Origin of the sequence: Corynebacterium mendelii (assembly GCF_017307055.1) — a bacterium.
GTDB classification, from domain to species: Bacteria; Actinomycetota; Actinomycetes; order Mycobacteriales; family Mycobacteriaceae; genus Corynebacterium; species Corynebacterium mendelii.
The window spans coordinates 14,542-41,242 of record NZ_JAFLEQ010000017.1 but is presented as its reverse complement, the minus strand read 5'-3'; the positions used below and the strand labels follow the sequence as shown (position 1 = coordinate 41,242).

Here is a 26,701-nt window from a genome sequence, read left to right as displayed (position 1 = left end):
CCGATGCCGAACTCGAGAAAATGGCCTCCACGCTGTTGGCCAACACCGTCATCGAGGAATTCGAAATCATCCGCGAGGAGAACGCCCAGTGAGCGCCCGGATCGGAGTTGTCACTTTCCCCGGAACACTCGACGATGTCGATGCCGCCCGCGCCGTCAGGCTCGGCGGGGCGGAGGCTGTCAGCCTGTGGCATGCCGACACTGATCTCAAAGACGTCGACGCAGTGATCATTCCCGGCGGGTTTTCCTACGGCGACTATCTGCGCAGCGGCGCGATCTCCGCGCTGGCGCCGGTGATGACCAGTGTCATCGACAAAGCCAACCAGGGGATGCCGGTGTTGGGTATCTGCAACGGATTCCAGATTCTCACCGAAGCGGGCCTTCTGCCCGGTGCCCTGACCCGCAACCAGGGCCTGCACTTCCACTGCGTGGACACTTACCTCACCGTCGAAAACACCGACACCGCCTGGACCAGTGCGTTTGAAAAAGGGCAGAAGATTTTCATTCCCGCCAAGCACGGCGAGGGCCGTTTCCAGGCTGACAAATTCACCCTGGAGATGCTGGAGGAAGAACGCCGGGTGGTGTTCCGCTACACCGACAACTTCAACGGCTCGATGGGCGATATTGCCGGTGTGACCAGTAAAAACCGACGGGTCGTGGGGTTGATGCCGCATCCGGAGCATGCGGTCGAGGACTTGACCGGCCCCTCCACCGACGGGCTGGGGCTGATTGCCTCGGCCATCGACTCGATCGTCACCGCCTGATGACGGTCACCGGCGCGACCACGGCGGGGCCGGGTCGGCCGGTGACTCCTAAAAAACCGCGTGTCCCGCATTTTTTCGACACACATTCACGCCAACACAGGACGAACATAAAACCGTGACCGAGCATCACACAAGCTTCAACGACACCGTCGACGCGGCCACCGCCAACCCCGACGACGAGCAGCCCTACGCCTCTTTGGGCCTGAAAGACGACGAGTACGCCCGCATCAAAGAGATTCTGGGACGGCGGCCCACCGACGCGGAGCTGGCCATGTACTCGGTCATGTGGTCCGAGCACTGCTCCTACAAATCCTCCAAAGTGCACCTGCGCTACTTCGGGGAAACCACCACCGAGGAGATGAACTCCAAGATTTTGGCCGGTATCGGCGAAAACGCCGGTGTGGTCGATGTCGGTGACGGCTGGGCGGTGACCTTCCGCGTCGAATCCCACAACCACCCCTCCTATGTGGAACCGCACCAGGGTGCGGCCACCGGTGTCGGCGGTATTGTCCGCGACATTATGGCCATGGGGGCGCGCCCGATTGCAGTGATGGACCAGCTGCGCTTCGGGCCCGCGAAGGCGCCGGATACCCAGCGGGTGCTGCCCGGGGTGATTGACGGTGTCGGCGGCTACGGCAACTGCCTGGGGCTTCCCAATATCGGCGGTGAAACCGTCTTCGACGACTGCTACGCCGGAAACCCGCTGGTCAACGCGCTGTGCGTGGGTAAGCTGAAAAAAGAGGACCTGAAGCTGGCTTTTGCTTCGGGCCTGGGCAACAAAGTGATGCTGTTTGGCGCCCGGACCGGCCTGGACGGTATCGGCGGGGTGTCGGTACTGGCGTCGGATACCTTCGAGGAAGGCGCGGAACGCAAGCTTCCCGCCGTCCAGGTCGGCGACCCCTTCGCGGAGAAAGTACTCATCGAATGCTGCCTGGATCTGTACCGGGCGGGCGTGGTTGTCGGCATCCAGGATCTGGGTGGTGCGGGTTTGAGCTGCGCCACCAGTGAGCTGGCCGCGGCCGGTGACGGCGGGATGAAAGTCAACCTGGATATGGTGCCGCTGCGGGCGGACAACATGACCGCGGCCGAGATTTTGTCCTCCGAATCACAGGAACGCATGTGTGCGGTCGTCAAACCCGAGGATGTCGATAAGTTCCGTGCCATCTGCCGGCACTGGGATGTCACCTGCGCCGAGATCGGTGAGGTCACCGACGATGATCATCTGGTGATCGTCCACCGCGGGGAAACGGTTGTTGACGCCCCCGCGCACACCATCGCCCACCAGGGGCCGGTCTATGAGCGCCCGTTCACCCGCCCGGACTGGCAATCGGATATCCAGCAGCAGGCGCCGATCGATATCCCCACTGATGTGGACGATATCCGGGAGGCCATCATGACCATGACCGCCTCCCCGGCACTGTGCTCCCGGGCGTTTATCACCGAACAGTACGACCGCTATGTGCGCGGCAATACCGTTCTGGCGAAAAACGCCGACGCGGGCATGCTGCGCATCGACGAGAAATCCCGCCGCGGGGTGGCGGTCAGCGCCGACTGCTCCGGCCGCTACACCAAACTCGATCCCGCAACCGGTGCCCGCCTGGCGTTGGCGGAAGCTTTCCGCAATGTGGCTGTCACCGGTGCCAGGCCGGTGGCGGTGACCAACTGCCTGAACTTCGGTTCCCCGGAAGACCCGTTTGTCATGTGGCAGTTCCGGGAGGCCGTCCACGGTCTGGCCGACGGCTGCCGTGAACTGGGTATTCCGGTCTCCGGGGGCAATGTGAGCTTCTACAACCAGACCGGGCAGGAAGCCATCCACCCCACCCCGCTGGTCGGTGTGCTCGGCGTGATTGACGATGTGGCCGACCGGATCGGCACCACCATCGGCCTGGTCGAGGAAGAAGAACAGCTGCTGCTTTTGGGCACCACCCTGGACGAGTGGGGCGGATCCATCTGGCAGCAGGTCAGCGGCGACGGGGAACTGTCCGGTATGCCGCCGCAGATTGATCTGGCCAACGAACAGAAACTGGCCGATTTCTTCACCAGCCAAACCTCCCCCGGCCAGCGCACCATCATCACCGCCGCCCATGACCTGTCCGAGGGTGGTCTGGCGCAGGCCATCATCGAGATGGCCGTCACCGGCGGCAACGGGGCAATGACCGGGGTGAGTGTGGACACCAGCAGAGTTCACCCCGACATGTTCACCGCGCTGTACTCCGAATCGGCTTCCCGTGCGGTGGTGGCCTGCCTGCCGTCGGCGGCGTCCGCGGTCGAGGAACTGGCGCAGTCCTGCGGCGTGCCCTGTGTGCGTATCGGGCACACCGGTATCACCGGCAGCGCCGCGAAACTGCGGATCACCGGACGCGACGACAAGGAGATCACCATTGCGGTGGCCGACCTGAAAAAGGCCTGGGAATCCACCCTTCCCGATATCTTCGGCCACGCGGTCGGCGCGAACTCGGTGGTTGAATAGCCGCCCGCAACCGGCACAGCCCAACGGGCAGCGGCCCGGTTGTTCACACGGAACACCCATGCTTACGGCACGGGACTGCCTGGCCCCGGCCGGTCACCCCGCCGGGGCCAGACCCCGGAAGGGGGTGGCTGTTTTTTCGACGATGCAACCAGCGGCCCCGGGGAAGATGGGTGAGAATTCATGCAGCGGACAAAAGCGGTGGCGGTGGCCGGTGCGGTGGTTGTTGTGGCGCTGGCCTGCGGCATGGCCATCGGGGCGGTGGTCACCCGCACCTGGATCAACCTGCGTGATGTGTGCGTGGTGTGGGCCAGCACCGGCGGGCGCAACCCGGACAATGATTCGTGGCGCTGCCGCTACCGCGGCATCGACCCGGCGATGACCCCGCCGGCCGCGGTCGACGCCGGTCCGCCGCTCGGCCTGCCGGTGGCCGGGGCCGTCAACCAGGGCAGCAACATCCTGGTGCTGCGCTCCCCGGACATCGACAACGACGACTACGCTGCGGCCAGCAGCTGCACCGTCGGCTACGTTGATGCCGCCGCCCACCGGCTGTGGTTTGCCGGTCACTGCCTGAAACAGCATGAACCGCAACCGGCCGATGCCCCGGCCCGGGTGTATGTTCCGGGCACCGACCCCAAACCGCTGTATATCGGTGACGGGGTGGGTTTCGGCAGCAGCGGCGGGGCGGATGTGGCATATGTCACGGTCGATCCGCAGATGCTCGGCAGCAATATCTTCACCGGCGACACCCTCGGTGACTGGCGGGACGCCGGGGTACCCTCCCGGGTGGAGCACAACAACCTGTGCGTGTGGTCGCGCAAACAACAGCAGTCGGTGTGCGTGAAACTGGCCGATGTGAAAGTCACCGGCCGGATCACCGGCGATGCCGGCCCGGCACCGGTGGCTATCGACGGGGCTTTCGAACTCAACGGCTATATCCCGGCCGGTGACCGGCGGGTGACGGTGGGCGGTGATTCCGGCGGCCCGGTGTGGATACAGGATCCGTCCGGCGGGCGCACCATGATCGGGATTTTGGACACCGGCAGCGTGCTGGAAACACAAAGCAACCGCGTCTTCACCGGGATCGGGGCCTCCGGGCTGAAACCGTTTATCGGCCGTCAGGCCGGGGGACCGGAACAAACCTTTGCCACCATGCCCTTCCAGGGCTTTTCCTGGCCGGTGCGCTGCCGCCAGCTGGTCTACGGGGCAGCCTGCACCAACGAACTGTTCGGCCAGTCAAACCCCGGCAAGTAGCCGCCGCGGGCGGCTAGCGGGCATCGCGCCCGGCGCGGCGGCGGGCCACGGTCTGTGCGGCGGTGGGGTCCTGCCGGGTGATCGCCACCACCGTCCACACAACCCACAGGGCGAAACCGATAAACGGCAGCAGCACGGTGGCGGAAAACACCGCCATGCTGCGCCACGGGTCGCCGTGGCGTTTCTGGGTGATGATCACCGCCACCGCCACGGTCAGCACCCACAGGCAGCTGACGGCGATCATCGGCGGGGAAAAGGAAAAAAGCGCGGGGTCGGCGGCTGGTTCGCTCAGTGGTTGCACGCTGCCAGACTAGCCGTATCCGGCAGTGACCGGCACAGGCCGCCACCACCGGGCCCGCCGGGTGCGTCCGGCGGGTGTCCCCGGCCGGATTGGGGTACTGGAGAAGGTGACAGGCCGACGGGTGTGTGCGGCGGTGTAGCCTGGGGTCTCGCACAGCGCCGGTGGCCGGGCCGGAGGCGTGGCCGCCGGCGGGGAAACACACAAAGAAGGCGTGTGCCATGGGCCGAACCACCGGAGTTGATGCCGCTCCCACCGATATTGTTGCGGTGACCCGTTGTGTCGCCGACCGGGGGCGGCGGCCGGTCATGCGTGGATTCATGCATCTGGCTGCCGCGGTGGCGGCCCTGGTCCAGGCCGGGGTGATGGTCACCTATGCCGCGGTCACCGGCACCGCTGCCGCGGTGCTCGGGGCGGTGGTCTATTCGGCCGGGCTGATCGGACTGTTCGGGGTGTCGGCGTTCTACCATCTCTACCCCTTCTCCCGGCCGGGTTCCGTGCGGGTGTGGCAGCGCCTGGACCATTCGATGATTGCGGTTTTTACCGCCTGCACCTACACCCCGGTGTGTCTGTTGGCGCTGCCGCCCGGACATGCCGCGTGGCTGCTTCCCGTCGCCTGGGGTGCGGCGGTGGCCGCGGTGGTGATGAATGTGGTCTGGATCGGCCATCCGCCGCTGGTCGATGTCATTGTCTATGCCGGGTTGGGCTGGCTGATTGTGCCGCTGGCCGGGGTGTTGTGGCACACCAGCGGGGCGGCGGTGGTGTGGCTTTTGGTGGCCGGGGGCATTGTCTACACGGTGGGGTCACTGGCCTACGGCTTCCACTGGCCGGGGAGAAAGAGCCGGGTATTCGGCTACCACGAATGGTTCCACGCCGCCACGGTGGTGGCGGCGGTGATCCACCTGGTGGCCGTGTGGATGATCGTGGTGGAGGCGGGCTGACACGGCCGGCTACAGCATCTGTGAGGCACGGCGGGTGGTCAACGGCTGCGGGGCGTATTCCGCGCGGAGCTTGCGCAGCGTGGCGGAATGCTCGGCCAGGCGGATGTCTTCCTCGGTGCGGGGGGTGAACTGCCGGGCGGGCACACTGTGGCCGTCGACATCAATGCCGATGAACGTGACCGCCGCATGGATCGCGGTCGGCAGGTTGTCGCGTCCCGTGAGCGGGGAACCGGCCCGGACGTGGATGCTGACCTGCATCGACCGGGTGTCGGTGCGCATCAGCCGGGAATCGACCTCGATCAGGTCCCCGATGTGGATCGGCCGGTAGAACCTGATTCCCCCGGCATAGACGGCCACGGTGCGCTGTCCGGCCCACTCCATGGTGCAGGCCGTGCCTGATTCGATGATCCATTCCATGGCGGTGCCGCCGTGCACATTGCCGCCCCAGTTGACATCGTTGGGACTGGCCAGGAAACGGGTCACCAGCCGCGGCGCATCCGAGGGCCCGTCATAGGTTTGTTCGGCCATCTCTTTTTCAATGGCCTGCCGAAGCCCGATGCGCGCCCGCGCAGTCGAGTGCAGATAGCGCTCTTCCTCGGTGTTGGGGGTGTAGGTTTCAACCGGCACCGGCTTACCGGTGTCCTCGTCTTTGGCGACGAAAATCACCAGACAGTCACACGCCCGGGTAAACACCCCTTCCCGGGGATCGGCCGAGAGCACCTCGTTGACGATGTGCATCGACGACCGTCCGGTCAACGCGATACGGGAGCGGACCTCCACGATATGGCCCACCGGAATCGGGCGGGTGAAATGGATGTGCCCGACATAGGCGGTGACACAGTAGCGGCCCGACCAGCCGGTGGCGCAGGCGTAGGCGGCTTTGTCGATCCATTCCAGCACCCGCCCGCCGTCGACGCCGAAAGCACCGGCGGTCAACACATCGGTGGGGGCGGCCATGAAACGCAGGGTCTGGCGGCTGTTTTTCAGGGGCATGGCAGAAAGCAACATCCAATCGGTTTTCAAAAACACTGACGTTTTCGCGGCATGCAGCCACCTGCCCGCACCGTGCCCGGTGGTGCATGCCGGGGGCGCCGGGGAAGTGGTGACGAGCGGCGGAAGGTGAAAAAACAGGGTAGCACCACCGGTGCGGCACCGCGGCCAGCCGATGCCGGCCCCGCAGGCCCGGGCGGGGCGGGTAGATTGGGTGTCCATGCCGAAGACAACCGTTGATGCCGCCACGATGCGGGCTTGTTTGCGTGAAGTTCGTGCGTGGGCGGCCGATCCGACAGCCCAACCCGAGCCCCCGCGCGCCCGCATTGCCGCCGCCGTCCGGCAGTCGGTGCGAATCCTGGCCCAGGAAAACCCGGGCAAATCAGTGGAGCTGCGGGTGCCGCCGTTTGTGGCCGTGCAACTGATCGACGGGCCCGCCCACACCCGCGGCACCCCGCCGAACGTGGTGGAAACCACGCCGTTGGTGTGGCTGCGGCTGGCCCTGGGGCTGGACGCGCCCGACACCCTCGTCGACAACCCCCGGGTGACGCTGTCGGGAAACCGCGCCGGGAAACTGGCCCAGCTTCTTCCGGTTGCCACCCATCTTGACTGCTAGCCCGCGAAACCGGTATCCGGCGGGGCATGCCCGACAAGCCGGTGCAGCGGAAAAAATTCCGCCGCGGACGGGGGAGACCGGCCCGTTGTTTCATGTCAGCTCCCGCGTCCGGCTACCATAAACTCGTGGCTGACAACACACCCAACCGACACCAACCCACCGGAGTGCCTTCCGGGGACACACAGCACAGCGATCCCTATCGCTTCGACGACAAGGGGGACACCAGCCCCCGCGAGGAATGCGGGGTGTTCGGTGTGTGGGCACCGGGCGAGGATGTCGCGAAACTGACCTACTACGGCCTGTACGCCCTGCAGCACCGCGGCCAGGAGGCCGCCGGTATTGCCGTCGGTGACGGCGACCAGATTGTGGTGTTCAAGGATCTGGGGCTGGTCAGCCAGATTTTCGACGAACAATCCCTCAACGCCCTCAAAGGGGATCTGGCCATCGGCCACACCCGCTACTCCACGGCCGGCGGGGCCTGCTGGAACAATGCGCAGCCGATGTTCCGCATGGCCCCCGACGGCACCGATGTGGCGCTGGGCCACAACGGTAACCTGGTCAACTATCTTGAGCTGCTCGACCAGGCCCACGAGGCCGGACTGGTCGACAAAAACCAGGCCCCGTCGGACTCGGATGTGCTGTGTGCGCTGTTGGCCCACGGCATCGGGGAAGGCACCAGCCTGGAAGAATCCGCGAAAAAACTGCTTCCCCACGTCAAGGGGGCTTTCTGTCTGACGTTCACCGACGGCACAACACTCTATGCCGCCCGGGATCCGCACGGGGTCAGGCCGCTGTCGCTGGGGCGGCTGGAACGCGGCTGGGTGGTGGCCAGCGAAACCGCGGCCCTGGACATTGTCGGCGCGTCGTTTGTCCGGGAAATCGAACCCGGTGAACTGGTGGCCATCGACGGCTCCGGGGTGAGAAGCGAAACCTTCGGTGACACCGTCCACAAGGGCTGCGTTTTCGAATACGTCTACCTGGCCCGCCCCGACAGCGTGATCCGGCAGCGGGCGGTCAACGCCACCCGCGTCGAGATCGGCCGTCTGCTGGCCAAACAGTATCCGGCCGACGGTGACATGGTGATTCCGGTTCCCGACTCCGGCACCCCGTCGGCGGTCGGCTACGCGCAGGGATCCGGGATTCCCTTCGGCCAGGGGCTGGTGAAAAACGCCTACGTGGGCCGGACTTTCATCCAGCCGTCACAGACCATCCGGCAGCTGGGCATCCGGCTGAAACTCAATCCACTGCGGGAAGTCATCGCCGGCAAACGCCTGATCGTCGTCGATGACTCCCTGGTGCGCGGCAACACCCAACGTGCCCTGATCCGCATGCTGCGGGAAGCGGGTGCGGCGGAGGTGCATGTGCGCATCGCCTCCCCGCCGGTGAAATGGCCCTGCTTCTACGGCATCGACTTCGCCACCCCGGGGGAGCTTCTGGCCAACTGCGTCGGGGAAACCAGGGAAGAAGCCATGGTGGAGGCGGTCTGTACCGCCATCGGCGCGGACTCGCTGGGATATGTCTCCATCGACAATATGGTCAAAGCCACCAAACAGTCCCGCGACCAGCTGTGCTGCGCCTGCTTCGACGGCAAATACCCGCTGGGTCTTCCCGAGGGAAACCCCAACACCGACCTGGTGCGCAAACTGCAGTCCGGCAGCTGACCGGGCGGTGCCGGACACGCCCGGGGCGCAAAAACCCCGCTGTCCGCCGTCGCGTCCCGCCGCCCGGCCCCGCCGGGGCGATTGTTTCTTTATCATTGAAAAAGACGGCCGTGTCCCGGTTTCCCACCCGGCGGGCGGCCCACCTTGTCCCACGATCCGTTGTTACTGGAATACACACACGAAAGCACGGCCACGAAATATGAGTGAGTCCGAGACCCCCACCTCCTATGCTGCCGCCGGAGTCGACATCGAAGCCGGCGACAAAGCAGTCGAATTGATCGCCCCCCTGGCCAAAAAAGCCACCCGGCCGGAAGTCACCGGCGGGATCGGCGGTTTTGCCGGACTGTTCAAACTCGGCAAATACACCAAACCGCTGTTGGCCGCAGGCTCTGACGGTGTGGGCACGAAACTTGCTGTGGCCCAGGCCATGGACATCCACCACACCATCGGCATCGACCTGGTGGCCATGTGCGTCGACGATCTGGTGGTCTGTGGCGCGGAGCCGCTGTTTTTGCAGGACTACATCGCCATCGGCAAGGTTTACCCGGAGAAAGTCGCCACCATTGTCTCCGGTATCGCCGAGGGCTGTGTGCAGGCCGGGTGCGCCCTTTTGGGCGGGGAGACCGCCGAGCATCCCGGGGTGATGGACGCAGACCACTACGATGTGTCGGCCACGGCGGTCGGCGTGGTGGAAGAAGACGAACTTCTCGGCCCCGACCGGGTGCGGGACGGCGACGTGGTCATCGGCATGGCCTCGTCGGGTCTGCACTCCAACGGCTATTCACTGGCCCGCCACGTGCTGCTGGACAAAGCCGGGCTGAAACTCGACGGCCACCTGGAGGAACTGGGCCGCTCCCTGGGCGAAGAGCTGCTGGAACCCACCCGCATCTACACCAAAGACTGCCTGGCGCTGGCCAGTGAATGCGATGTGCGCACCTTCTGCCACGTCACCGGCGGGGGCCTGGCCGGAAACCTGGCCCGGGTCATCCCCGACGGGCTGACCGCCCACCTGGACCGCCGTCCGATTGCCCCGCAGCAGATTTTCCGCACCATCCAGGATTTGGGCAAAGTGCCGCGGGAAGAGATGGAGAAAACCTTCAACATGGGTGTGGGCATGGTCGCTGTGGTGGCGTCCGCCGACGCCGACCGGGCGATGGCCATGCTCACGGCCCGCCACGTCACCAGCTTCGTGCTCGGTGAAGTGGCCACCGCCGCCGACGGCTCGACCGCGAAAGTTGACCTGACCGGCGAGTACACCATCTGACCAGGCAGGATTGATCACACCACCCTTTGGGTGGCGGCGTCCCGCCGCGGTGCATCCCACCGCGGTGGGACGTTTCTTTTGCGGCCGGTGACAGCCGTGTCGGGCACGCCAAAAACCACCGGTGGGATCATCAGCGTATCCGTGCCGGTGGTTTGCGTGTGCTGGAAGCGGAAAATAACAGCGACCGGGCGGGTGGCCCGGGCGGGTGGGGCCGGGGTCAGCGGTCCTCCGGGGCGTCCCAGTCCTGCCAGTCGGTGTAGTCGTCCTGGCTGTCCCGGTGATCGTCACCGCCCTTGTCACCTTTGAGTTCCCGCTGCAGCGAATCCAGGTCCATGTCCGGGATGTCGTACTTCAACTTGCGAGCAACCTTGGCTTGCTTTGCCTTTGCGCGGCCGCGACCCATGGTCTGACCCCCTTGGGTGTTCGGTTGGAAGGACCACTGATGGTGGACTCCCATGACGTATCTGAGTGAGTATTCCTGTTAGACAGGATAGCGGGTCGGGGTAAGAAATACCGCAACCACCCTCTCAGCTGGGTTGATAGGGCAATGCCGGGGGTGATTGGGGCGGTTGGTTCCACCGGTGGTGTTTTTCCGGGCGGACAGCGTTTCGTACCACCCACGGGGGTGGGGGTCATCCCTGCCGGGGGCGGCGGAGCTGCCGCTCAGGTGGCGTCGGTGCCCTTCAGTTTCGCGATCGCCACCCGTCCCGGGCGGGGTGCGTCATCCCCCGGTACCGAATCGGTGTCGACGGTGATCGGCTGGCCGTCGGCGTGAAGCCCGCCAGAGGACAGGGCACTGCGTTTGATCACCGCCAGCCCGATCGGGCCGAGATCACAGTCGTGGACGACAGTTCCCAACCGTCCGACACTGCGGCGGCCGGCCACGATCGACTCGCCGGGGGCGGGAAGATCAGGGGCGGAACCATCCAGGTGCACCAGGGCCAGCACCTTCGGGGAGCGGCCCAGGTTGTGCACCCGCGAGACGGTTTCCTGGCCGCGGTAGCAGCCTTTGTCCAGATGGACGAAACCGGGATGGTCGGCGGTGCCGATCCAGTGCCACACCTCGTGCGGGATCGAGGCGGGGGTCAAATCAAGGGGCGGATAGGCATCGAGTGCCTTGACTCTTTCGGCGGTGAAAGCCATCAGCCCCGCCGGGGTGAACCCCCCGCCGGAAAGGGTCGTGAATGCCGCGGCCAGGCTCTCCCGGCGGACTATGACGTCGGTGCGTTGGGGACCCAGCCAGTCGATGGGGATGCGGGCAATCTCCCCGTCGAGGGTCTGCGGCAGGCGGTGGCCCGAACCCATGACCGTCAGCACGGCGTGGGTGGTGGGGGTGACAGTGACCTGCGACCAAAAACGCATCGACTCGATGTAGGCGACAAGGGACTCGGCCTGGTCGGCGGTGGTGATCATGGTCAGGGTGGTGCCGGCGAGCGCAATCCGCGCTGAGTGCAGCACATGGCCCTGCGCGTTGAGGTTGAGCATCCCGGCGGCGTACCCGTCGGGGGCGCCGTCGAGTTTCTGGCTGAACAGCCGGTTGCACAAATCGAGCGCATCGGCACCGGATATCTCGACAACCGACAGGTGCGACCGGTCGGTGACGGTGGCGCCGCCCCGGGAAAGACACATCTGTTCTTCCAACGGGCCGCCGTAATGCCAGGCGACAGTGTCACTGCCCGCCTCTTCCGGCCGCAGTCCCGCGGGGCTGCCGGAATCCGGGGGCAACGCCCCGGCAAGGTCAAGAATCGGTGACGCCGCGTCACCGGGACTGTGGCGGGGGAGGGAAGCGTTCGGATTTTTCGGCTGTGAACTCACAACAGCCGATGGTAGCGCCTCCGGCGCGGCATAATTGGATCCATGACCGAACCCGCGCCCGCCCCCGTGATTGTCATCGTTGACCCGCTCGGCGGGTCCTGCCGCAGCCAGAACCCGAATCTCCCGCACGTCTTTTTCGACGATGCCGCCGTCACCCGTGGCGACGGGATATTTGAAACCCTGCTGGTAGATAACGGTGTCCCGGTCAACATCAACCGGCATCTGCAGCGTTTCGCCTCCTCTGCCGCGCAGCTTGAGCTGTCTGAACCCGATCCCCACATCTGGCGGGAAGCCAGCGCGGTGGCACTGGCGGAATGGAAAAAACAATCCGCCGCCAGTGCGGTGATGACCTGGACACTCACCCGCGGGCGGGCCTCAACCGGCCGGGAATCAGCGTGGGTGACCGTCTCCCCGATACCGCGGCAGACCCTCACCGAACGTCAGCAGGGGGTGGCGGTGATCACCGGGGTGAGGGGATACGAGACCACCGTCGACACTGATGTGCCGTGGGCTGTGGTGTCGGCCAAACAGCTCGCCTACGCGGCCAACATGTCCGCCAGACGCTATGCCCGTGCCCACGGCGCCGACGACGTGATTTTCCTGTCGGCTGACGGGCATGTTCTGGAAGCCACCACCTCCACGGTGATCGCCGTCACCGGTGAGGTGATCACCACGCCTGCGCCGCAGCCGGGGATTTTACCCGGCACCACCCAACAGGCACTGTTCGCCCATGCCGGGAAACAGGGCTACACCTGCCGCTACGGCAGGTTGACGGTCAAAGATCTCAAAAAAGCCGACTCGGTGTGGCTGGTCTCGTCGGTCAGGCTGGGCGCCAGGGTGACAGCCATTGACGGCAAAAAACGCCCCGAGCCGAAAAACGCGGCAACAATCGCCCGCCTGATATCCGCGGCGCTGGCGGCCGATACCGACGGGGCCGCTGCACTGGCCGGGATGGACGGCGACCGTTTGGACAAACCGGTCACCAGCAGCGCCGGGCTGACATCACGGCAGGCGGCAGGCGGCGGCACGAATACCACGCACGGCGGGCAGTCACCGGACAAGACGACAACAGCCAAGAAGAAATCCCGCAAAAAGAAAAAGAAGTGACCGTGCCTGCCGGGAAGGAAAAGCCCGCCGGGCACACCCTTCTTCCCGCCGGTGACAAAACACAACACTCCCTCCCCCGAAAAAAGGACACGCAGTCACATACGGGGGAGGGAGTGTTTTTTCAAAAAAGACCGTGAAAAAAACCGGTGTCGGCCACCCGGTGGCTGTTAGCCGACGACCCGTTTCAGCTGGGCGGACATCCGCGGGTGGAGGGCACCGTCGACGGCACGTTCTTCCACCCAGCCCAGGTCGTTGTTGGGCAGCAGCCCGTAGAGCCGTTTCCCGGGCCCCAGGCTCGCCGGGCCGGTGGCGGTGACAGTGGTCAGCGCTGATTCCAGCTGCCAGGAGCGTTCGCTGCGCGGCTCGCCGTAATAGATTTCGACGACCCCGGCGGCGTGGGTGATGATCATCTCGATTTCGTCTTTGTCGCTGATGCGCAGGAAACCGGTTTCCCGCTGGTCGGGGCCTGCCGGGTTGCCCTGATCATCGAGTTTCCAGGTCACCGACTCGTAGGAGATGTAGTTTTCGCCGTCGTGGGCGAAAATCAGCCGCTGGCCGAAGCTGTATTGGCCGTCCTCGGCGGTATCGGCCTGGCCTTCGCCGCGCCACACACCGATCAGGGGAAGAAGCGCCAGCAGACCATCGTGCAGATTCGGTCCCTGCCGCAGATTCGCGGTGTTGTCGGCAATCGGCAGATCGCCCAGCACCGGAATATTTTTCCCGGCGGTGTTTTTCGACTGCTCCGCCGCCAGGTTGACGGCATCATTGCCCGACAGTGACGGCGGCTGCCCGGCGGCCGCGTGGGTATCGGTCGGGGTGTCGGCCGGTGCGCGTCCACCATCCTGCGGGTCGGGGGTGTTGTCCTTGTTGGAAGCCATACACAAAATACTAACCGCCCACCATCTGCCGGGGCGGACCCGGGAGCAGCCGCCAGCGGGCGGGCAGGACTAGCCCGTTGCGGGGATCCCCGGGCGCGGTGACAGATTGTCGTGGTTGAGCCGCACATTGTCGGTGGCCGACTGGATGAGAATCGACCCGCCGGTGCACTGGATGGAACTGGCCCGGCCACCAATGGGCAGATCCGCCGAATCACTCGACCAGGTGAACGCGTTCAGCGCCTGCTGCTGTACGGCCGGACCAACCTGTGGTGAGGAACGGATTTCCAGCGGGGTGATGCTGACCACCCCCGCGGTGATGCGCAGTTTCACCAGCACCGAAAATCTGTCGTCCACCCCCGGCGGGGTGCCGGTCAACAGCGCCTCGGTCTGCGGCTCACCCATCGGTGAGATATCCACCGGGTTGGAAATCTGCAGATCATCCATACCCAGCTGCGCCCCCAGGGAAGTGCCGTCCAGGCGCATCGAATGCACCAGGTATTTCGCTGTCGCGCCCTGCCAGTCGCCGCCGAGTACCTGCTGCGGGGTCACGGTGATGCCGGTGGCGTCGGTGCGCAGTGTGACAAGGCCAAAATCGGGGACGTCGACATCACCCATGTCAATGGCCACGGTGGGCACTGTCCCGGTGGCAAGGGCCAGCAGGTACGGGGTGCCCCCCACCCACACCCGGGGTTCCCCCGCCGTGGTGTTGTCCTGCCGGATGGTCGAGGAAATGGTTTTTTCCACCCGGGCGGCGGCAACCGTGTCGGCGATCCACGCACCCAGCACACACACGGCAAGAACAATCACTGCCCATCGGCCGGTTCGTCGTTTTCCCACCTCTATAGATCTACAGGATCCCGGCCGGGTCACTAGCCTGGTGGGCATGACCGACACCGACAACACCGACGACGCCACCACCACCGAGACCATCATGGAGCTGATTGAGAAGGCCGCCGCCGTGGACGGGATCCCGCCTGTGAGCGAGCACTTCCTGCGCGGACTGGCCGACAGCAGTTTCGGCCACCACCATCTGCTGGCACTGGCTGGCAGCGACGGCACAGTAACGGTGTGCGACAGCGACGCCGCCGGCCATCCGGCAACACTGGCGGGTGTGGCAGCCATTCACGGCAACCAGTGCGAAATGGTGGTTGACCCGGCAAAGCGGCGCCGCGGCATCGGGGCGGCGCTGGCGCGCCGGGCGCGCCGGGCCGGGGCCACCGATTTCTGGGCCCACGGTGATCTGCCCGCGGCCCAGGCCGCCGCCACCGCCTGGTCGGGTACCCCTGTCAGGCAACTGCTGGTGATGGAGATCACCGGGGAGGAACTCCACACGGCCGCCAGCGCGGCGCTCCCGCCCGGTGTGCTCCTGGGCAGCCTCGACAATCCGGGGGTTGACCTGGATTCCGCCGCGGTCCGCAGCCAGTGGCTCGAGGTCAACAACCAGGCGTTCAGCTGGCATCCCGAGCAGGGCGGGTGGGATGCCGCCCGGCTGGAGGAAGCCACCGCCACCGACTGGTTCGACCCGGCCGGGGTGCTGTTTGTCTGGGACACCACCGGCCTTGATCCGGTGCTTGCCGGATTCCACTGGACGAAAAAACATCCCGACGGCACCGGCGAAATATATGTCGTCGGCCTGGCCGACCGCTACCGGGGCACCGGCTTGGGTGGCGCGCTGATCAGCTGCGGACTGTCCTATCTGGCGGCGGAAACCAACCGGGTGATCCTGTATGTCGAAGCCGACAACAAAGCCGCTGTGGCCGCCTACCGGCGACTGGGTTTTGATGTCTGCCAACGCCACGTCGTCTACCGGCTGGGCTGACAGCCCTCCTGGTGGGGCGGAAAGACAGCGCACCATCGCCCGCACCGCGCCCGTGGTGGCGCGCCAGCGTGTCCGGCAGATGGATCCGGTAACTTCCGGGTGAACACCGGGTTGCACATGATGTCCGGCAGTTGACGGCGTGGCCCGGCTGTCCGCCCGGGTGGGGGCCAACAGAGGGAAAATACCCCCGTATGGGGGTGGCTGGGGAAGAGTTCCCCTGTGCCGGCGCATCCCCGCCGCGCTGGTGTGCCCCGGTTGACGGGGCTGGTTTTGCCCCTTGCCGGGGTGCCGGCCGGGCCACGGTCTGTGCCGGGGTGTGGTGCCGGGGGCCGGTATTTGTACAGCGTGCGGGCCGGCGGGGCGGCCGGGAAGGCCGGTTAGGGTGGCCTGTGGGGCAGATGTTGGGGACTGTCCAACGATGTGGATCCGCCCAGAGTGGGTGACCGCCCGCCGGACACGGTTGGTCATCGTCTGTTCACCTTCAGGTGGGGTAGCGGTCATGTGGGGCTTTTACGTTTGCGTGTCGTAGCCGGATCAGGTGTGCCACCGCATGCCGTGCCCGGCCGGTATCGAGCATGATCACCACAACTTTTTTCCGTGACGTTTGAAAGAGGAATACCCATCGTGACCACCCGTTCCACCAAAGCCGCCCTGGTGAGCCTCATCGCCTGCACCTCCCTGGTACTGGGGGCCTGCTCCGAGCAGTCCGACAGTGCCGCTCCCGCCGGCGGCTCCGAATCCGCCGGCGACATGGACCTGTCCGGCGCCACCGGCAAGCTGACCGCCGAAGGCGCCACCTCCCAGCAGAAGGCCATGGAGTACTTCCGCACCAAGTACGGTGCCGCTGTCTCGGGCTCCTCCTTCGACTACACCGCCACCGGTTCCGGTTCCGGCCAGAAGCAGTTCATCAACGGCACCGTCGACTTCGGCGGCTCGGACTCCCCGCTGTCGGATGAGCAGGCCGAGAAAGCCAAGCAGCGCTGCGGCGGCAACGACGCCTGGCACCTGCCGCTGGTCATCGGCCCGGTGGCTGTGGCCTACAAGATCGACGGTGTCGACAACCTGAACCTGTCCCCGGATGTGCTGGCCCAGATTTTCGGCGGCAAGATCGCCAAGTGGAATGATCCGGCGATCGCCGCCCTCAACGACGGCGCCACCCTGCCCGACTCCGACATCAAGGTCATCTACCGCTCCGAGGAATCCGGCACCTCCGACAACTTCCAGAAGTTCCTCAAGGCCGCCGCCCCCGACAACTGGTCCACCACCGGCAAGTCCTTCCCGACCGCCACCGGTTCCGGCGCCAACGGCTCCAAGGGTGTGATCACCGAGGTGTCGGCCACCGAAGGCTCCATCACCTACGTGGAGGCCGGTTTCGCCAAAGGCGTTGACGGTGTGGGGGTTGCCAGCCTCGACTTCGGCGACGGCCCGGTCGAACTCAACGCCGACAACGTCGGTGTCGCCCTGGACCACCTGAAGTACAAGGGCGAGGGCCACAACATGATCGTTGACGCCAACGCTTTGTTCTCCATGAAGGAAAAGGGCGCCTACCCGCTGGTGCTGACCACCTACGAAATCGTCTGCTCGGCCGGCTACCAGGACGACAACACCACCAACATGGTCAAGGACTTCCTCAAGGTCGCCCTGGCCAACCAGGATTCCGAGCTGGAAAACAAGGGCTACATCCCGGTCAAGGGTGCCTACAAAGAGAAGCTGGAAGCAGCTGTCGACGCCATCAAGTAGGCCATCGCCTCGACGCGACGGGCACACCAGTGCCCACCGCCGCCCCTGATGTCACCGGCACCGGGAAGGGTTGTTCCACCCGGTGCCGGCGGCGGGCCCGGCCGCCCGGCGATGACCACGGTGACATGACACGACACCACCGGCCGCACTGTTTTTGTGGCATCCCCACCGCCGTGGCAGGTGGGGGAGCGGGCAGCAGATGCACCCGTCCACGACGCTTTTGACACAAGAGACAAACCCGGAAGGGCAGTCGGCCTGCAACGACTGCGGCTTCCGCCGCGGCGGCAGATGACACCGTGTGTTCCACGGCTCGGCCGCTGCCCCCGGATACACCAAGCCTTAAAAGAGCAACAACCATGACCAATTCCGTTTCGGCTCAGAAAAAGGGCCAGGCAACGGTGGATCCCGCTGCCGGGGCAGCCGGTGCGGCCGCACCCGCTGCCCCGGGCGGTCCGCGCGTCCGTCTCACCGACGGCGGCAACCACCGGCGCAATGATTCCATCTTTTCGTTTTTGACCACCGGCTCCGCCGTCACCATCACGGTGCTCATCGGCCTGATCGGTCTGTTTCTGCTGTGGCGGGCCGTTCCCGCCCTGCTCAACAACGCCGACGGTCTGTGGGGCTTTTTCACCTACTCCGGCGACTGGGACACCTCCGATGTCACGGCGATGAAGTTCGGTATCCCGAACCTGTTTTTCGCCACCGTGCTGGTCTCCCTGATCGCCCTGGCCCTGGCCATGCCGATCGCGTTGGGCGTGGCGATCTTCCTGTCCAGCTACTGCCCGGCCAAAGCGGTCCGCCCGCTGGGTTTTCTGGTCGACCTGCTGGCGGCGGTTCCCTCCATCGTCTACGGCCTGTGGGGCATGACGGTTCTCGGTCCCGCGCTGTCCGGCCTGTACACCTGGATCAACGCCCACTTCGCCTGGATTCCGCTGTTTGCCACCTACGCCAATTCGCCCAGCTTCGCCACGTCCCGCAACCTGGCCACCGGCGGCATTGTGCTGGCGGTGATGATTCTTCCCGTCATCGCCGCCACCGCCCGTGAGGTGTTCGTGCAAACCCCGAAGGGCCACATCGAATCGGCCCTGGCCCTGGGGGCCACCCGGTGGGAGGTCGTCCGCATGACGGTGCTTCCCTTCGGTACCTCCGGCTTCATCTCCGGCTCGATGCTGGGGCTGGGACGCGCCCTGGGTGAAACCATGGCCCTGTACCTGGTTGTCTCCTCGGCACCGGAATTCCGCTGGTCGATCTTCGACGGCGGCACCACGTTTGCCACCGCGATCGCCAACGCGGCCCCCGAATTCAACAACAATCTCAAAGCCGGCGCCTACATTGCCGCGGGCCTGGTGCTGTTCGTCCTGACGTTCATCGTCAACGCGACCGCGCGCTCCGTTATCGCGAGGAGGAACAAATAAATGACCACCGCAACAGTGACCGCCAAAGCCGCGGCCCGCAATCTGGGCAACACAACCTTCACCCCGCCGTCGGGCAGGCGCAAAGTCTCCAACTACATCGCCTACGGCCTGGTCTACGCCGCCATTGCCATCGCTTTGATCCCGTTGGGCTGGGTGCTGTTCGAACTTGTCCACCGCGGTATCGGACAGGTGATCTCCGCCGAATGGTGGGGAAAATCGCAGCTGGGTGTGACCAGTGACATGGCCGCCGGAGGTGCCGTCCACGCCATGATCGGCACTTTCGTGCAGGTGACGATCTGTGCCGTGCTGTCCATCCCGATCGGTGTGTTTACCGCCATCTACCTTGTTGAATACGGCAACAACGGCCGCCTGGCACAGGTCACCACCTTCATGGTCGACATTCTGTCCGGTGTGCCGTCGATTGTGGCCGCCCTGTTCGTCTACTCCATGTGGATTGTGCTGTTCGGTTTCGAACGCTCCGGTATGGCCGTGGCCCTGGCCCTGGTGCTGCTGATGATCCCGGTGGTGGTGCGCACCACCGAGGAGATGCTGCGCATCGTGCCCCAGGATTTGCGCGAAGCCGCCTACGCCCTGGGTGTTCCGAAGTGGAAAACGATCATCAAAATCGTGCTGCCCACCGCCTGGTCGGGCATTGTCACCGGCATCATGATCGCGATCGCCCGCGTGATGGGTGAATCCGCCCCGGTGCTGATCCTGGTCGGCTCCTCGGCATCGATCAACTGGTCGCCGCTGTCGGGCAACCAGTCCTCGCTGCCGCTGATGATGCTCGACATGTACCGCGCCGACTTCCAGGGTCCGGCGGTGGACAAGATGTGGGGTGCGGCCCTGACCCTGGTGCTGCTGATCGCCATCCTGACCATCGGTGCCCGCATCCTGTCGGTTCGGGTCACCGGCAAGCAGAAGTAGCACCACCGCCCCCGCCGCCACCCGGGTCCGCCGGCATTCCCGCCGCCCGGTGGCGGGCGGGAGAGAAAAACCTGAAGCCGCACCACGGTCTCGGCCCCGTTGACACAAAAAAACACTTAAAGGAAAACAATCACCATGGCCAAGCGTTTGGACATCAACAACGTCAATATCTACTACGGCGACTTCCACGCCGTGCAGGACGTGTCTCTGGCAGTCCCGCCGTGTGCGGTCACCGCGTTCATCGGACCGTCCGGCTGCGGCAAGTCCACGGTTTTGCGGACCCTCAACCGCATGCACGAAGTCACCCCCGGCGCCCGGGTGGAAGGCGAGATCCTTCTCGACGGCGACAACATTTACGGCAAAAACGTCGACCCGGTTGCCGTGCGCACCACCATCGGCATGGTCTTCCAGAAGCCGAACCCCTTCCCGACAATGTCGATCGAGGAAAACGTCACCGCGGGGCTGCGCCTGCAGGGCGTGAACAACAAAGCGAAACTGAAGGAAGTCGCCGAAAAATCACTGCGCGGCGCCAACCTGTGGGAAGAGGTCAAAGACCGTCTCGACCGTCCCGGCGGTGGCCTGTCCGGCGGCCAGCAGCAGCGTCTGTGCATCGCCCGTGCGATTGCGGTGGAACCCGATGTGCTGCTGATGGACGAACCCTGCTCCGCATTGGACCCGATCTCCACCCTGGCGGTGGAAGATTTGATCAGTGAACTGAAGGAAGAATTCACCATCGTCATCGTCACCCACAACATGCAGCAGGCTGCACGTGTGTCCGACCAGACGGCGTTTTTCTCCCTGGAAGCCACCGGCAAACCGGGCCGCCTGGTCGAAATCGGGCCGACGACCAGGATTTTCGAAAATCCCTCCGAGAAAGAAACCGAAGACTACATCTCCGGCCGTTTCGGATAAACACCCCGCTTCACCACCCGGCCCACACCTGCCGGGATGCCGGTCCCCGGGCGAAGACACCCGTGCCGCGCGCCGCAGGCCCACCAGTGTGCACCCCGGGGTGTGCCCAAGCGAAAAAGCGCCTGCGCCCGACAGAAAGCCCACCCGGGTACACCCACCGGTGGGCCGGGCGCAGCGGCGTTGTCTTTTCACCAAGCCCCGCCCGGTTCCTCGTCTCTTGCCCGGGCGGTTGAAGCGGACACCGGTTGGTCATGGCCGGTTGCCCGCGACTGTCACCGGCAACCCGGTCCCGTCCACGTGTCACACCACACGACCCGCCCACACCCGCAGCAGGGATGATTGTCCCGCCGCAGCCGTGGCGGCGGGTTCGGACGGGATCGGGTTGTCCGTGTCGTGGGGGCAGCGGGTTTTTAAAAACACCCCCAACCACCCCCGGTGGGACTGGCTGCTTGAAGCGTTACCTGCGGAAATGTATCTGTGCTAATTATTCTGGCACACAATGTGGTGTCGCGGATGTTGCCGGCCGGTGGGTGGGCGTAGGGTTTAACAGTCCCGCGCAGCCTATTGCATGCATGTCAGCGTGCAGTGCGCGGGGCTTTTGTGTCAACCCTTCCAGATAAAACCCAAGGAGAAGCTGTGCTCGAAGGCTTCAAGAAGTTCATTATGCGCGGCAACGTCATCGACCTGGCCGTGGCCGTGGTCATTGGCGCCGCGTTCAGCCCCATCGTCAAAGCGCTGACCGACGAAGTGATCTATCCGCTCATCGGTGCGATTTTCGGCAAACCCAATTTCGATGAACTGTGGGTTCCGGTGCTCAATGGCGCTGAAATCCGTCCGTTCACCGTGGTGACCGCGGTCCTGAACTTCCTCATCATCGCCGCCGCCCTGTACTTCATGGTGGTGCTGCCCATGAACAAGGTCAACGCCAAGCTGGCCAAGCCGGAAGATGTTCCCGATGAGGTCAAGGATCCGCAGCTTATTGTGCTGGAAGAGATCCTCGGCACCCTCAAAAACAACGACGCCCCGGCCACCGGCCAACCCGGCGGTCACAGGGTGTAGCCGACCGCTGTGCCCGGCCTGATGAAGCCCACCGGAGAATTGTTTTCCCGGTGGGCTTTTCCTGTGCGGCGGGTGCGCCGGTGACACCGGTGCCGGGCGGTCGGCGGCGGGGGCTTTAAGGCCTGGAGGCGGAGCGTTCCAGCTCGGCGAAGCGGCGCTGCATTTCCGCCTCGCGTTCTTCTTCCTCCCGCTTGGCCAGATACTCGTCCGGTTTCATGCCGGTGGACAAATAGACGATGCGGCTGGCCACATTGACCGTGTGGTCGGCGTAGCGTTCGTAGTAGCGCGACAGCATGGACACATCGACCGCCTCGGTGGTGGAATGCTCCCACTCGCGCTGGGTGAGAAGCACAAACAGGTGCTCCTGGATATCGTCGACGGCGTCGTCGTCGGCGCCGAAGACCATGGCCACATCGACATCCTCGGGGTGGATGAGCAGATCGCGCAGCTTCTCCGTCATCGCTGTCACCACCCGGTACAGTTCCCGGAAATAGCCTTCCAACGGTTCCGGTACCGCGGAGGCGGGATGCCTGCGGCGGGCGGTGGAGGCGACATGTTTGGCCAGTGCGGCCATCCGGGAGATGTCCTCGACAATGTAGATCGAGGAGACGACCTGCCGCAGATCCCTGGCCAGCGGGCCTTCCAGGGCCAAAAGCTGCACCGCACGTTCCTCGCAGCGCACTTTGACCTCTTTGAGATCATCGCCCAGCGACAGGGCCTCCTCGGCGGCGGTGAGATTGCGCTCCAGCAGGGCTTCGGACGCTTTGACCATGATGACCTGCACCATGTCGCACATGATGATCAGGTCGTGGGAAAAAGTGTCCAGGTGTTCCCTGTAGGAAGTACGCATGTCAACGAATATAGGGGACAAGTCCCGCCCGGTGAACTGAGGAGGCTGCCGCGGGCCGGCACCGGTCTTTCCGCAGTCGCGGACTGCTTGGCGCCGGTCCAATGTCTGGCCGTTTTTCCCAGTTCACCGGCGCCCCCCGCTGACAGGCCCAGCTGGCCGTTACTTTGATGTAACCGTTTTGCCGGACCCGGTTCACCAAATCTGTGAGGTGAGACTCAATTAACCGGCAGTGAGCTTTTCGTCACGGACGTGGAGCCGTCGGGGGTCGCGGCGCCATTGCGGCGGGGATGCCGACGGTGTGGCTTGATCTGCCCACCCCGGCCCACCGCGGCGGGCCGGGGTGTTACCCGCCGGAGTTGTCGATGTCGGCGCCCACCGGCACCGTGTCGTCGTAGGGGTCATCGAGCCATCCGTCGGGCAGGGTGACTTTCTTCGGCCGCCCCTGCCTGCCGCGGGGACTGTCCGGTTCACAGGCCACTTCCCGGGAATCGGCGAAGGGGGCCAGTTTGGCTTTCAGATCCGCCAGACTTTCCACCCGGGCTAGCGCGGAACGGACCTCCCCGCCGACGGGGAAACCACGGAAATACCAGCCCATGTGTTTGCGGATGTCCCGGGCGGCTTTGTCCTCGCCGTCGTGGGCGACAAGAAGCTCCATGTGGCGGATAACGATCTCGGTGACCCGCCCCAGTGTCGGCTCGGGCGGAACCGGTTTGCCGGACAGTTCGGCGGCCAGTTCGGTAAAAAGCCAGGGCCGGCCCAGACATCCCCGGCCGATGACCACCCCGTCACAGCCGGTGGTCTCCATCATCTTGCGTGCGTCACCGGCCGCGAAAATATCGCCGTTACCCAGTACCGGAATTCCGGTATGGGCCAGATGCCGTTTCAGCCGGGCGATCTCATTCCAGTCGGCCTGCCCGGAATAGCGTTGCGCGGCCGTGCGCCCGTGCAACGCCACCGCGGCGGCCCCTTCCTCCACCGCGATGCGTCCCGCATCCAGGTGGGTGTGATGCTCGGCGTCGATGCCCACCCGCATTTTCACCGTCACCGGAATGCCGGTTCCTGACGTGGCTTTAACGGCTGCGGCCACAATCTGGCCGAACAGTTTCCGCTTGTAGGGCAGGGCTGATCCGCCGCCGCGGCGGGTGACCTTCGGCACCGGGCAGCCGAAGTTCATGTCGATGTGGTCGGCCATGTCCTGGTCGACGATCATTTTCGCCGCTTCATAGGTGTAGTGCGGATCCGTGGTGTACAGCTGCAGACTGCGCGGATTCTCCTCCGCCGCAAAAGTGGTCATGTGCAGGGTCTTGGGGTTTTTCTCCACCAGGGCGCGGGCGGTGACCATCTCGCAGACGTACAAACCGGCCACGGTGTCGCAGGCCTCGCGCTCAAGCTGCCTGCACAGGGTGCGGAAAGCCACATTGGTCACACCGGCCATCGGGGCCAGAACCACCGGGGAGCCGAGGGCCAACCGGCCAATGGACAGGGGCGGGGGTGCAGGGCATTGTTCCACGGCCATAAAGTCTGGCAGGACACCCCGCATACGGGCAACACCGCCCCGGCCGCCCATGATCCGGGGGTGGACGGTGGATGGGTGAAAACAACCTTTGTTCCACCCCGTCCCGCCCGGGTGGATCAGCCACCGGGGCCGGGCCCCGCCCGTGCACCGGGCCGTGTCCGGGCGGGGCATCCATCCGGCGGGGGAGGGGCGCAGCTGCCTGCTGCGGCCGGTTTTGCCAGCTGAAAAGTCCGTCGGCGCCAAAGGTAACCCCTGTGGGGGTGGTGGATGCTGAAAAGCCGCCACGGATACCCCGGTTGCCCTATTGTGGGGGGCGCAGCGTGTTCGCCCCAAAGTTGCCCCGGTCACACGGGACTGCACGGTGGACACCCATACACAACGAAACAAAAACAACAACGGTCGTGCCGGACCGCAAGCAGCGGGGCGGGGGTTTTTCCGCGAGGAAACAAACCATCCTCCCCGCATCCGGGTGCCGTCCCCTCCGGGGCCGGCATCCCGGCTACCCGCCACCGGCGGGGATGCGCTTGACCGGCCGCACGGGAGAATCAGTCACCTGCCGGTGGCCGCCGGATTGTCCGGCGGCCCGCCGCTTGTGCCCCGTCCGGCCGGTTTTTTCTCCCACCGGATCAACAGATATCCGCGGGGAATACACCGGCACACCCGCCCCTACAGGAGGAATCACATGTCCGATCGGATCGCCAACGCGAAGCTCCGCGGCAAAATCATGACGGCCGACGAAGCCGCCGAATTCGTCAACCACGGTGACAAGGTCGGCATCTCCGGCTTCACCGGTGCCGGCTACCCGAAGGTCCTGCCCGGCGCCATTGCGGAGAAAGCCAAGGCCGCCCACGCCAAGGGCGACGAGTTCATGATCGACCTGTTCACCGGTGCTTCCACCGCCGATGACTGCGACGGAACGCTGGCCGAAGCCGACGCCATCCGCTTCCGCACCCCCTACCAGTCGGATCCGATCCTGCGCAGCAAGATCAACGACGGCACCACCTACTACGCCGACTACCACCTGTCGGAGTCCGGCATGTACGTCTCCGAAGGGTTCTTCGGCCAGATGAATGTCGCCATCGTTGAGGCTGTCCGCATCACCGAAGAAGGCCACATTGTGCCCTCCTCCTCGATCGGCAACAACGTCGAATACCTCGACGAGGCCGAAAAGATCATCATCGAGGTCAACTCCTGGCAGTCCGAGAACCTGGAGGGCATGGCCGATGTTTACCGTGTCGGCAAGCTGCCCAACCGCAAGCCGATCCCGATCACCGATCCGGGCCAGCGCATCGGCACCACCTACATCGACATTGACGTCGACAAGGTTGTCGCCGTGGTGGAAACCAACCACCCCGACCGCAACGCCCCCTTCAAGCCGGTCGACGATGTCTCCAAGAAGATCGCCGCCAACTTCCTCGACTTCCTCGAGGGCGAGGTCCGCGCGGGCCGGCTGTCCTACGACAAATACATCATGCAGTCCGGTGTCGGTAACGTCCCGAACGCCGTGATGAGCGGCCTGCTGGACTCGAAGTTCGAAAACATCAAGGCCTACACCGAAGTCATCCAGGACGGCATGGTCGACCTGATCGACTCCGGCAAGATGACCGTGGCCTCGGCGACCTCCTTCTCGCTCAGCCCCGAATACGCCAACAAGATGAACGCCGAGGCCTCCAAATACGCCAAGACGATCATCCTGCGCCCGCAGCAGGTCTCCAACCACCCGGAGGTTGTCCGCCGTATCGGCCTGATCGCGACCAACGGCATGGTCGAATGCGACATCTACGGCAACGTCAACTCCACCAACGTCATGGGGTCCCGCATGATGAACGGTGTCGGCGGTTCCGCGGACTTCACCCGCAACGCCCACATCTCCTCGTTCATCACCCAGTCCGAGGCCAAGGGCGGCGACATCTCCGCGATCGTGCCGTTCGTTTCGCATGTTGACCACACCGAGCAGGACGTCAAGGTCATCATCACCGAGTACGGCTACGCCGACCTGCGGGGCCTGGCCCCGCGCCAGCGCGCCAGGAAGATCATTGAGCTGTCCCACCCGGACTACCGCCCGATCCTCGAGGACTACTACGACCGCGCCCTGCACTACGCCAAGGAAAACAAGGTCATGCAGACCCCGCACCTGCTGGAAGAGGCTTTGAGCTTCCACCAGCGTTTCGTGTCCACCGGCTCGATGAAGAAGTAAACCCGCCGGGCGTACCCACGGCGGCAGCCGGGTACACCGCATAACCGTTTCGCCCCGCCTGCGCCTGTCGCGCACCGCGGGGCGCAACGTATTTCCAGCCACCCGGACACCGGTTCCTGACCAGCGGGAAACACAGGTTTTCCGGGCATGATCCACACACAGGGGTCCTCTGGTTTTGTGCATCAGCCAACGATCTCTATACTGTGTGAAGG

General features: G+C 64.9%; 24 protein-coding genes. 16 read left to right on the top strand and 8 right to left on the bottom strand.

All coding sequences use genetic code 11. The features are described from left to right. The 4 genes from JZY06_RS12365 to JZY06_RS10530 form a co-directional block, all read left to right on the top strand. Positions 1-92: phosphoribosylformylglycinamidine synthase subunit PurS (locus JZY06_RS12365; RefSeq protein ID WP_242516973.1), on the top strand; the 92-nt coding region annotated here is incomplete at its 5' end. Then, entirely contained in the window at positions 89-763 is a 675-nt protein-coding gene (gene purQ / locus JZY06_RS10540; protein ID WP_207279525.1) for a phosphoribosylformylglycinamidine synthase subunit PurQ, read from the top strand. The genes JZY06_RS12365 and purQ, both read left to right, overlap by 4 nt. Before the next feature lie 115 nt (positions 764-878). Then, positions 879-3,233 carry a phosphoribosylformylglycinamidine synthase subunit PurL gene (gene purL, locus JZY06_RS10535; protein WP_207279524.1) on the top strand — a complete coding sequence of 785 codons (2,355 nt, stop codon included), beginning with the start codon at positions 879-881 and terminating at the stop codon, positions 3,231-3,233. Positions 3,234-3,413: 180 nt separating this feature from the next. Next, positions 3,414-4,484, top strand: coding sequence for a hypothetical protein (locus tag JZY06_RS10530; RefSeq protein WP_207279523.1), 1,071 nt, complete (start codon positions 3,414-3,416; stop codon positions 4,482-4,484). Between the two features lie 13 nt (positions 4,485-4,497). On the opposite strand, the gene JZY06_RS10525 is transcribed toward JZY06_RS10530, so the two are convergent. Then, the gene (locus JZY06_RS10525) at positions 4,498-4,785 is read right to left on the bottom strand and encodes a hypothetical protein (protein ID WP_207279522.1); all 288 of its coding nucleotides are present in this window, start codon (positions 4,783-4,785) and stop codon (positions 4,498-4,500) included. Between the two features lie 218 nt (positions 4,786-5,003). On the opposite strand from JZY06_RS10525, the gene trhA reads away from it, so the two are divergent. Continuing rightward, positions 5,004-5,723: a PAQR family membrane homeostasis protein TrhA gene (gene trhA, locus JZY06_RS10520; protein ID WP_207279521.1), complete on the top strand. Its 720-nt coding sequence runs from the start codon at positions 5,004-5,006 to the stop codon at positions 5,721-5,723. Positions 5,724-5,732: 9 nt separating this feature from the next. Here the strand turns inward: trhA and JZY06_RS10515 are convergent, their stop codons facing one another. Then, on the bottom strand, positions 5,733-6,716 hold the full coding sequence (locus JZY06_RS10515; RefSeq protein ID WP_242516949.1) for an acyl-CoA thioesterase: 984 nt from the start codon (positions 6,714-6,716) through the stop codon (positions 5,733-5,735). A 217-nt stretch (positions 6,717-6,933) separates the two neighbouring features. Between JZY06_RS10515 and JZY06_RS10510 the strand changes: the two genes are divergently transcribed. The 3 genes from JZY06_RS10510 to purM all read left to right on the top strand — a co-directional run bounded on the left by JZY06_RS10510 (position 6,934) and on the right by purM (position 10,254). Further along, positions 6,934-7,329, top strand: a complete 396-nt coding sequence (locus JZY06_RS10510) for a sterol carrier family protein (protein WP_207279519.1) — start codon at positions 6,934-6,936, stop codon at positions 7,327-7,329. Positions 7,330-7,493: 164 nt separating this feature from the next. Further along, positions 7,494-8,990, top strand: a complete 1,497-nt coding sequence (gene purF / locus JZY06_RS10505) for an amidophosphoribosyltransferase (RefSeq protein WP_330617285.1) — start codon at positions 7,494-7,496, stop codon at positions 8,988-8,990. Between the two features lie 199 nt (positions 8,991-9,189). Continuing rightward, positions 9,190-10,254 carry a phosphoribosylformylglycinamidine cyclo-ligase gene (gene purM, locus JZY06_RS10500; RefSeq protein WP_207279517.1) on the top strand — a complete coding sequence of 355 codons (1,065 nt, stop codon included), beginning with the start codon at positions 9,190-9,192 and terminating at the stop codon, positions 10,252-10,254. 217 nt (positions 10,255-10,471) lie between these two features. Here the strand turns inward: purM and JZY06_RS10495 are convergent, their stop codons facing one another. Continuing rightward, positions 10,472-10,657 (bottom strand): DUF3073 domain-containing protein, encoded by a 186-nt coding sequence (locus JZY06_RS10495; protein ID WP_207279516.1) that lies wholly within the window; start codon positions 10,655-10,657, stop codon positions 10,472-10,474. Positions 10,658-10,917: 260 nt separating this feature from the next. Then, entirely contained in the window at positions 10,918-12,069 is a 1,152-nt protein-coding gene (gene ygfZ, locus JZY06_RS10490) for a CAF17-like 4Fe-4S cluster assembly/insertion protein YgfZ (RefSeq protein ID WP_207279515.1), read from the bottom strand. Positions 12,070-12,111: 42 nt separating this feature from the next. Here ygfZ and JZY06_RS10485 point away from each other — a divergent pair, with 42 nt between their 5' ends. Further along, complete coding sequence (locus tag JZY06_RS10485) at positions 12,112-13,176, top strand: aminodeoxychorismate lyase (protein ID WP_207279514.1); 1,065 nt, start codon at positions 12,112-12,114, stop codon at positions 13,174-13,176. Positions 13,177-13,343: 167 nt separating this feature from the next. Here the strand turns inward: JZY06_RS10485 and JZY06_RS10480 are convergent, their stop codons facing one another. Both JZY06_RS10480 and JZY06_RS10475 read right to left on the bottom strand, forming a co-directional pair. After that, on the bottom strand, positions 13,344-14,054 hold the full coding sequence (locus JZY06_RS10480; RefSeq protein WP_207279513.1) for an FABP family protein: 711 nt from the start codon (positions 14,052-14,054) through the stop codon (positions 13,344-13,346). 69 nt (positions 14,055-14,123) lie between these two features. Beyond that, on the bottom strand, positions 14,124-14,891 hold the full coding sequence (locus JZY06_RS10475; protein ID WP_207279512.1) for an LmeA family phospholipid-binding protein: 768 nt from the start codon (positions 14,889-14,891) through the stop codon (positions 14,124-14,126). Between the two features lie 46 nt (positions 14,892-14,937). Here JZY06_RS10475 and mshD point away from each other — a divergent pair, with 46 nt between their 5' ends. The 6 genes from mshD (at position 14,938) to mscL (ending at position 21,926) form a co-directional block, all read left to right on the top strand. After that, on the top strand, positions 14,938-15,873 hold the full coding sequence (gene mshD / locus JZY06_RS10470) for a mycothiol synthase (RefSeq protein ID WP_207279511.1): 936 nt from the start codon (positions 14,938-14,940) through the stop codon (positions 15,871-15,873). Positions 15,874-16,494: 621 nt separating this feature from the next. Continuing rightward, entirely contained in the window at positions 16,495-17,613 is a 1,119-nt protein-coding gene (gene pstS, locus JZY06_RS10465) for a phosphate ABC transporter substrate-binding protein PstS (protein ID WP_207279754.1), read from the top strand. Between the two features lie 356 nt (positions 17,614-17,969). Continuing rightward, the gene (pstC, locus tag JZY06_RS10460) at positions 17,970-19,028 is read left to right on the top strand and encodes a phosphate ABC transporter permease subunit PstC (RefSeq protein ID WP_207279510.1); all 1,059 of its coding nucleotides are present in this window, start codon (positions 17,970-17,972) and stop codon (positions 19,026-19,028) included. Further along, positions 19,029-19,955, top strand: coding sequence for a phosphate ABC transporter permease PstA (gene pstA / locus JZY06_RS10455; RefSeq protein ID WP_207279509.1), 927 nt, complete (start codon positions 19,029-19,031; stop codon positions 19,953-19,955). A gap of 135 nt (positions 19,956-20,090) precedes the next feature. Further along, positions 20,091-20,867 carry a phosphate ABC transporter ATP-binding protein PstB gene (pstB, locus tag JZY06_RS10450; protein ID WP_207279508.1) on the top strand — a complete coding sequence of 259 codons (777 nt, stop codon included), beginning with the start codon at positions 20,091-20,093 and terminating at the stop codon, positions 20,865-20,867. A 636-nt stretch (positions 20,868-21,503) separates the two neighbouring features. Next, positions 21,504-21,926: a large conductance mechanosensitive channel protein MscL gene (mscL, locus tag JZY06_RS10445; protein ID WP_207279507.1), complete on the top strand. Its 423-nt coding sequence runs from the start codon at positions 21,504-21,506 to the stop codon at positions 21,924-21,926. Positions 21,927-22,041: 115 nt separating this feature from the next. On the opposite strand, the gene phoU is transcribed toward mscL, so the two are convergent. Both phoU and dusB read right to left on the bottom strand, forming a co-directional pair. Then, entirely contained in the window at positions 22,042-22,776 is a 735-nt protein-coding gene (gene phoU / locus JZY06_RS10440; protein WP_207279506.1) for a phosphate signaling complex protein PhoU, read from the bottom strand. Positions 22,777-23,119: 343 nt separating this feature from the next. After that, on the bottom strand, positions 23,120-24,292 hold the full coding sequence (gene dusB, locus JZY06_RS10435) for a tRNA dihydrouridine synthase DusB (RefSeq protein ID WP_207279505.1): 1,173 nt from the start codon (positions 24,290-24,292) through the stop codon (positions 23,120-23,122). Between the two features lie 682 nt (positions 24,293-24,974). Between dusB and JZY06_RS10430 the strand changes: the two genes are divergently transcribed. After that, entirely contained in the window at positions 24,975-26,489 is a 1,515-nt protein-coding gene (locus JZY06_RS10430; RefSeq protein WP_207279504.1) for an acetyl-CoA hydrolase/transferase family protein, read from the top strand. The last annotated feature ends 212 nt before the right edge of the window (positions 26,490-26,701 follow it).

Excerpts from the sequence above, each read along its gene's own strand:
- pstC (WP_207279510.1), top strand. The coding sequence starts at position 17,970 with ATGACCAATTCCGTTTCGGCTCAGAAAAAGGGCCAGGCAACGGTGGAT.
- JZY06_RS10510 (WP_207279519.1), top strand. The coding sequence starts at position 6,934 with ATGCCGAAGACAACCGTTGATGCCGCCACGATGCGGGCTTGTTTGCGT.
- mshD (WP_207279511.1), top strand. The coding sequence starts at position 14,938 with ATGACCGACACCGACAACACCGACGACGCCACCACCACCGAGACCATC.
- JZY06_RS10430 (WP_207279504.1), top strand. The coding sequence starts at position 24,975 with ATGTCCGATCGGATCGCCAACGCGAAGCTCCGCGGCAAAATCATGACG.
- purM (WP_207279517.1), top strand. The coding sequence starts at position 9,190 with ATGAGTGAGTCCGAGACCCCCACCTCCTATGCTGCCGCCGGAGTCGAC.
- JZY06_RS10515 (WP_242516949.1), bottom strand. The coding sequence starts at position 6,716 with ATGCCCCTGAAAAACAGCCGCCAGACCCTGCGTTTCATGGCCGCCCCC.
- JZY06_RS10480 (WP_207279513.1), bottom strand. The coding sequence starts at position 14,054 with ATGGCTTCCAACAAGGACAACACCCCCGACCCGCAGGATGGTGGACGC.
- JZY06_RS10495 (WP_207279516.1), bottom strand. The coding sequence starts at position 10,657 with ATGGGTCGCGGCCGCGCAAAGGCAAAGCAAGCCAAGGTTGCTCGCAAG.
- phoU (WP_207279506.1), bottom strand. The coding sequence starts at position 22,776 with ATGCGTACTTCCTACAGGGAACACCTGGACACTTTTTCCCACGACCTG.
- pstA (WP_207279509.1), top strand. The coding sequence starts at position 19,029 with ATGACCACCGCAACAGTGACCGCCAAAGCCGCGGCCCGCAATCTGGGC.
- JZY06_RS10485 (WP_207279514.1), top strand. The coding sequence starts at position 12,112 with ATGACCGAACCCGCGCCCGCCCCCGTGATTGTCATCGTTGACCCGCTC.
- trhA (WP_207279521.1), top strand. The coding sequence starts at position 5,004 with ATGGGCCGAACCACCGGAGTTGATGCCGCTCCCACCGATATTGTTGCG.
- dusB (WP_207279505.1), bottom strand. The coding sequence starts at position 24,292 with ATGGCCGTGGAACAATGCCCTGCACCCCCGCCCCTGTCCATTGGCCGG.
- pstB (WP_207279508.1), top strand. The coding sequence starts at position 20,091 with ATGGCCAAGCGTTTGGACATCAACAACGTCAATATCTACTACGGCGAC.
- JZY06_RS10530 (WP_207279523.1), top strand. The coding sequence starts at position 3,414 with ATGCAGCGGACAAAAGCGGTGGCGGTGGCCGGTGCGGTGGTTGTTGTG.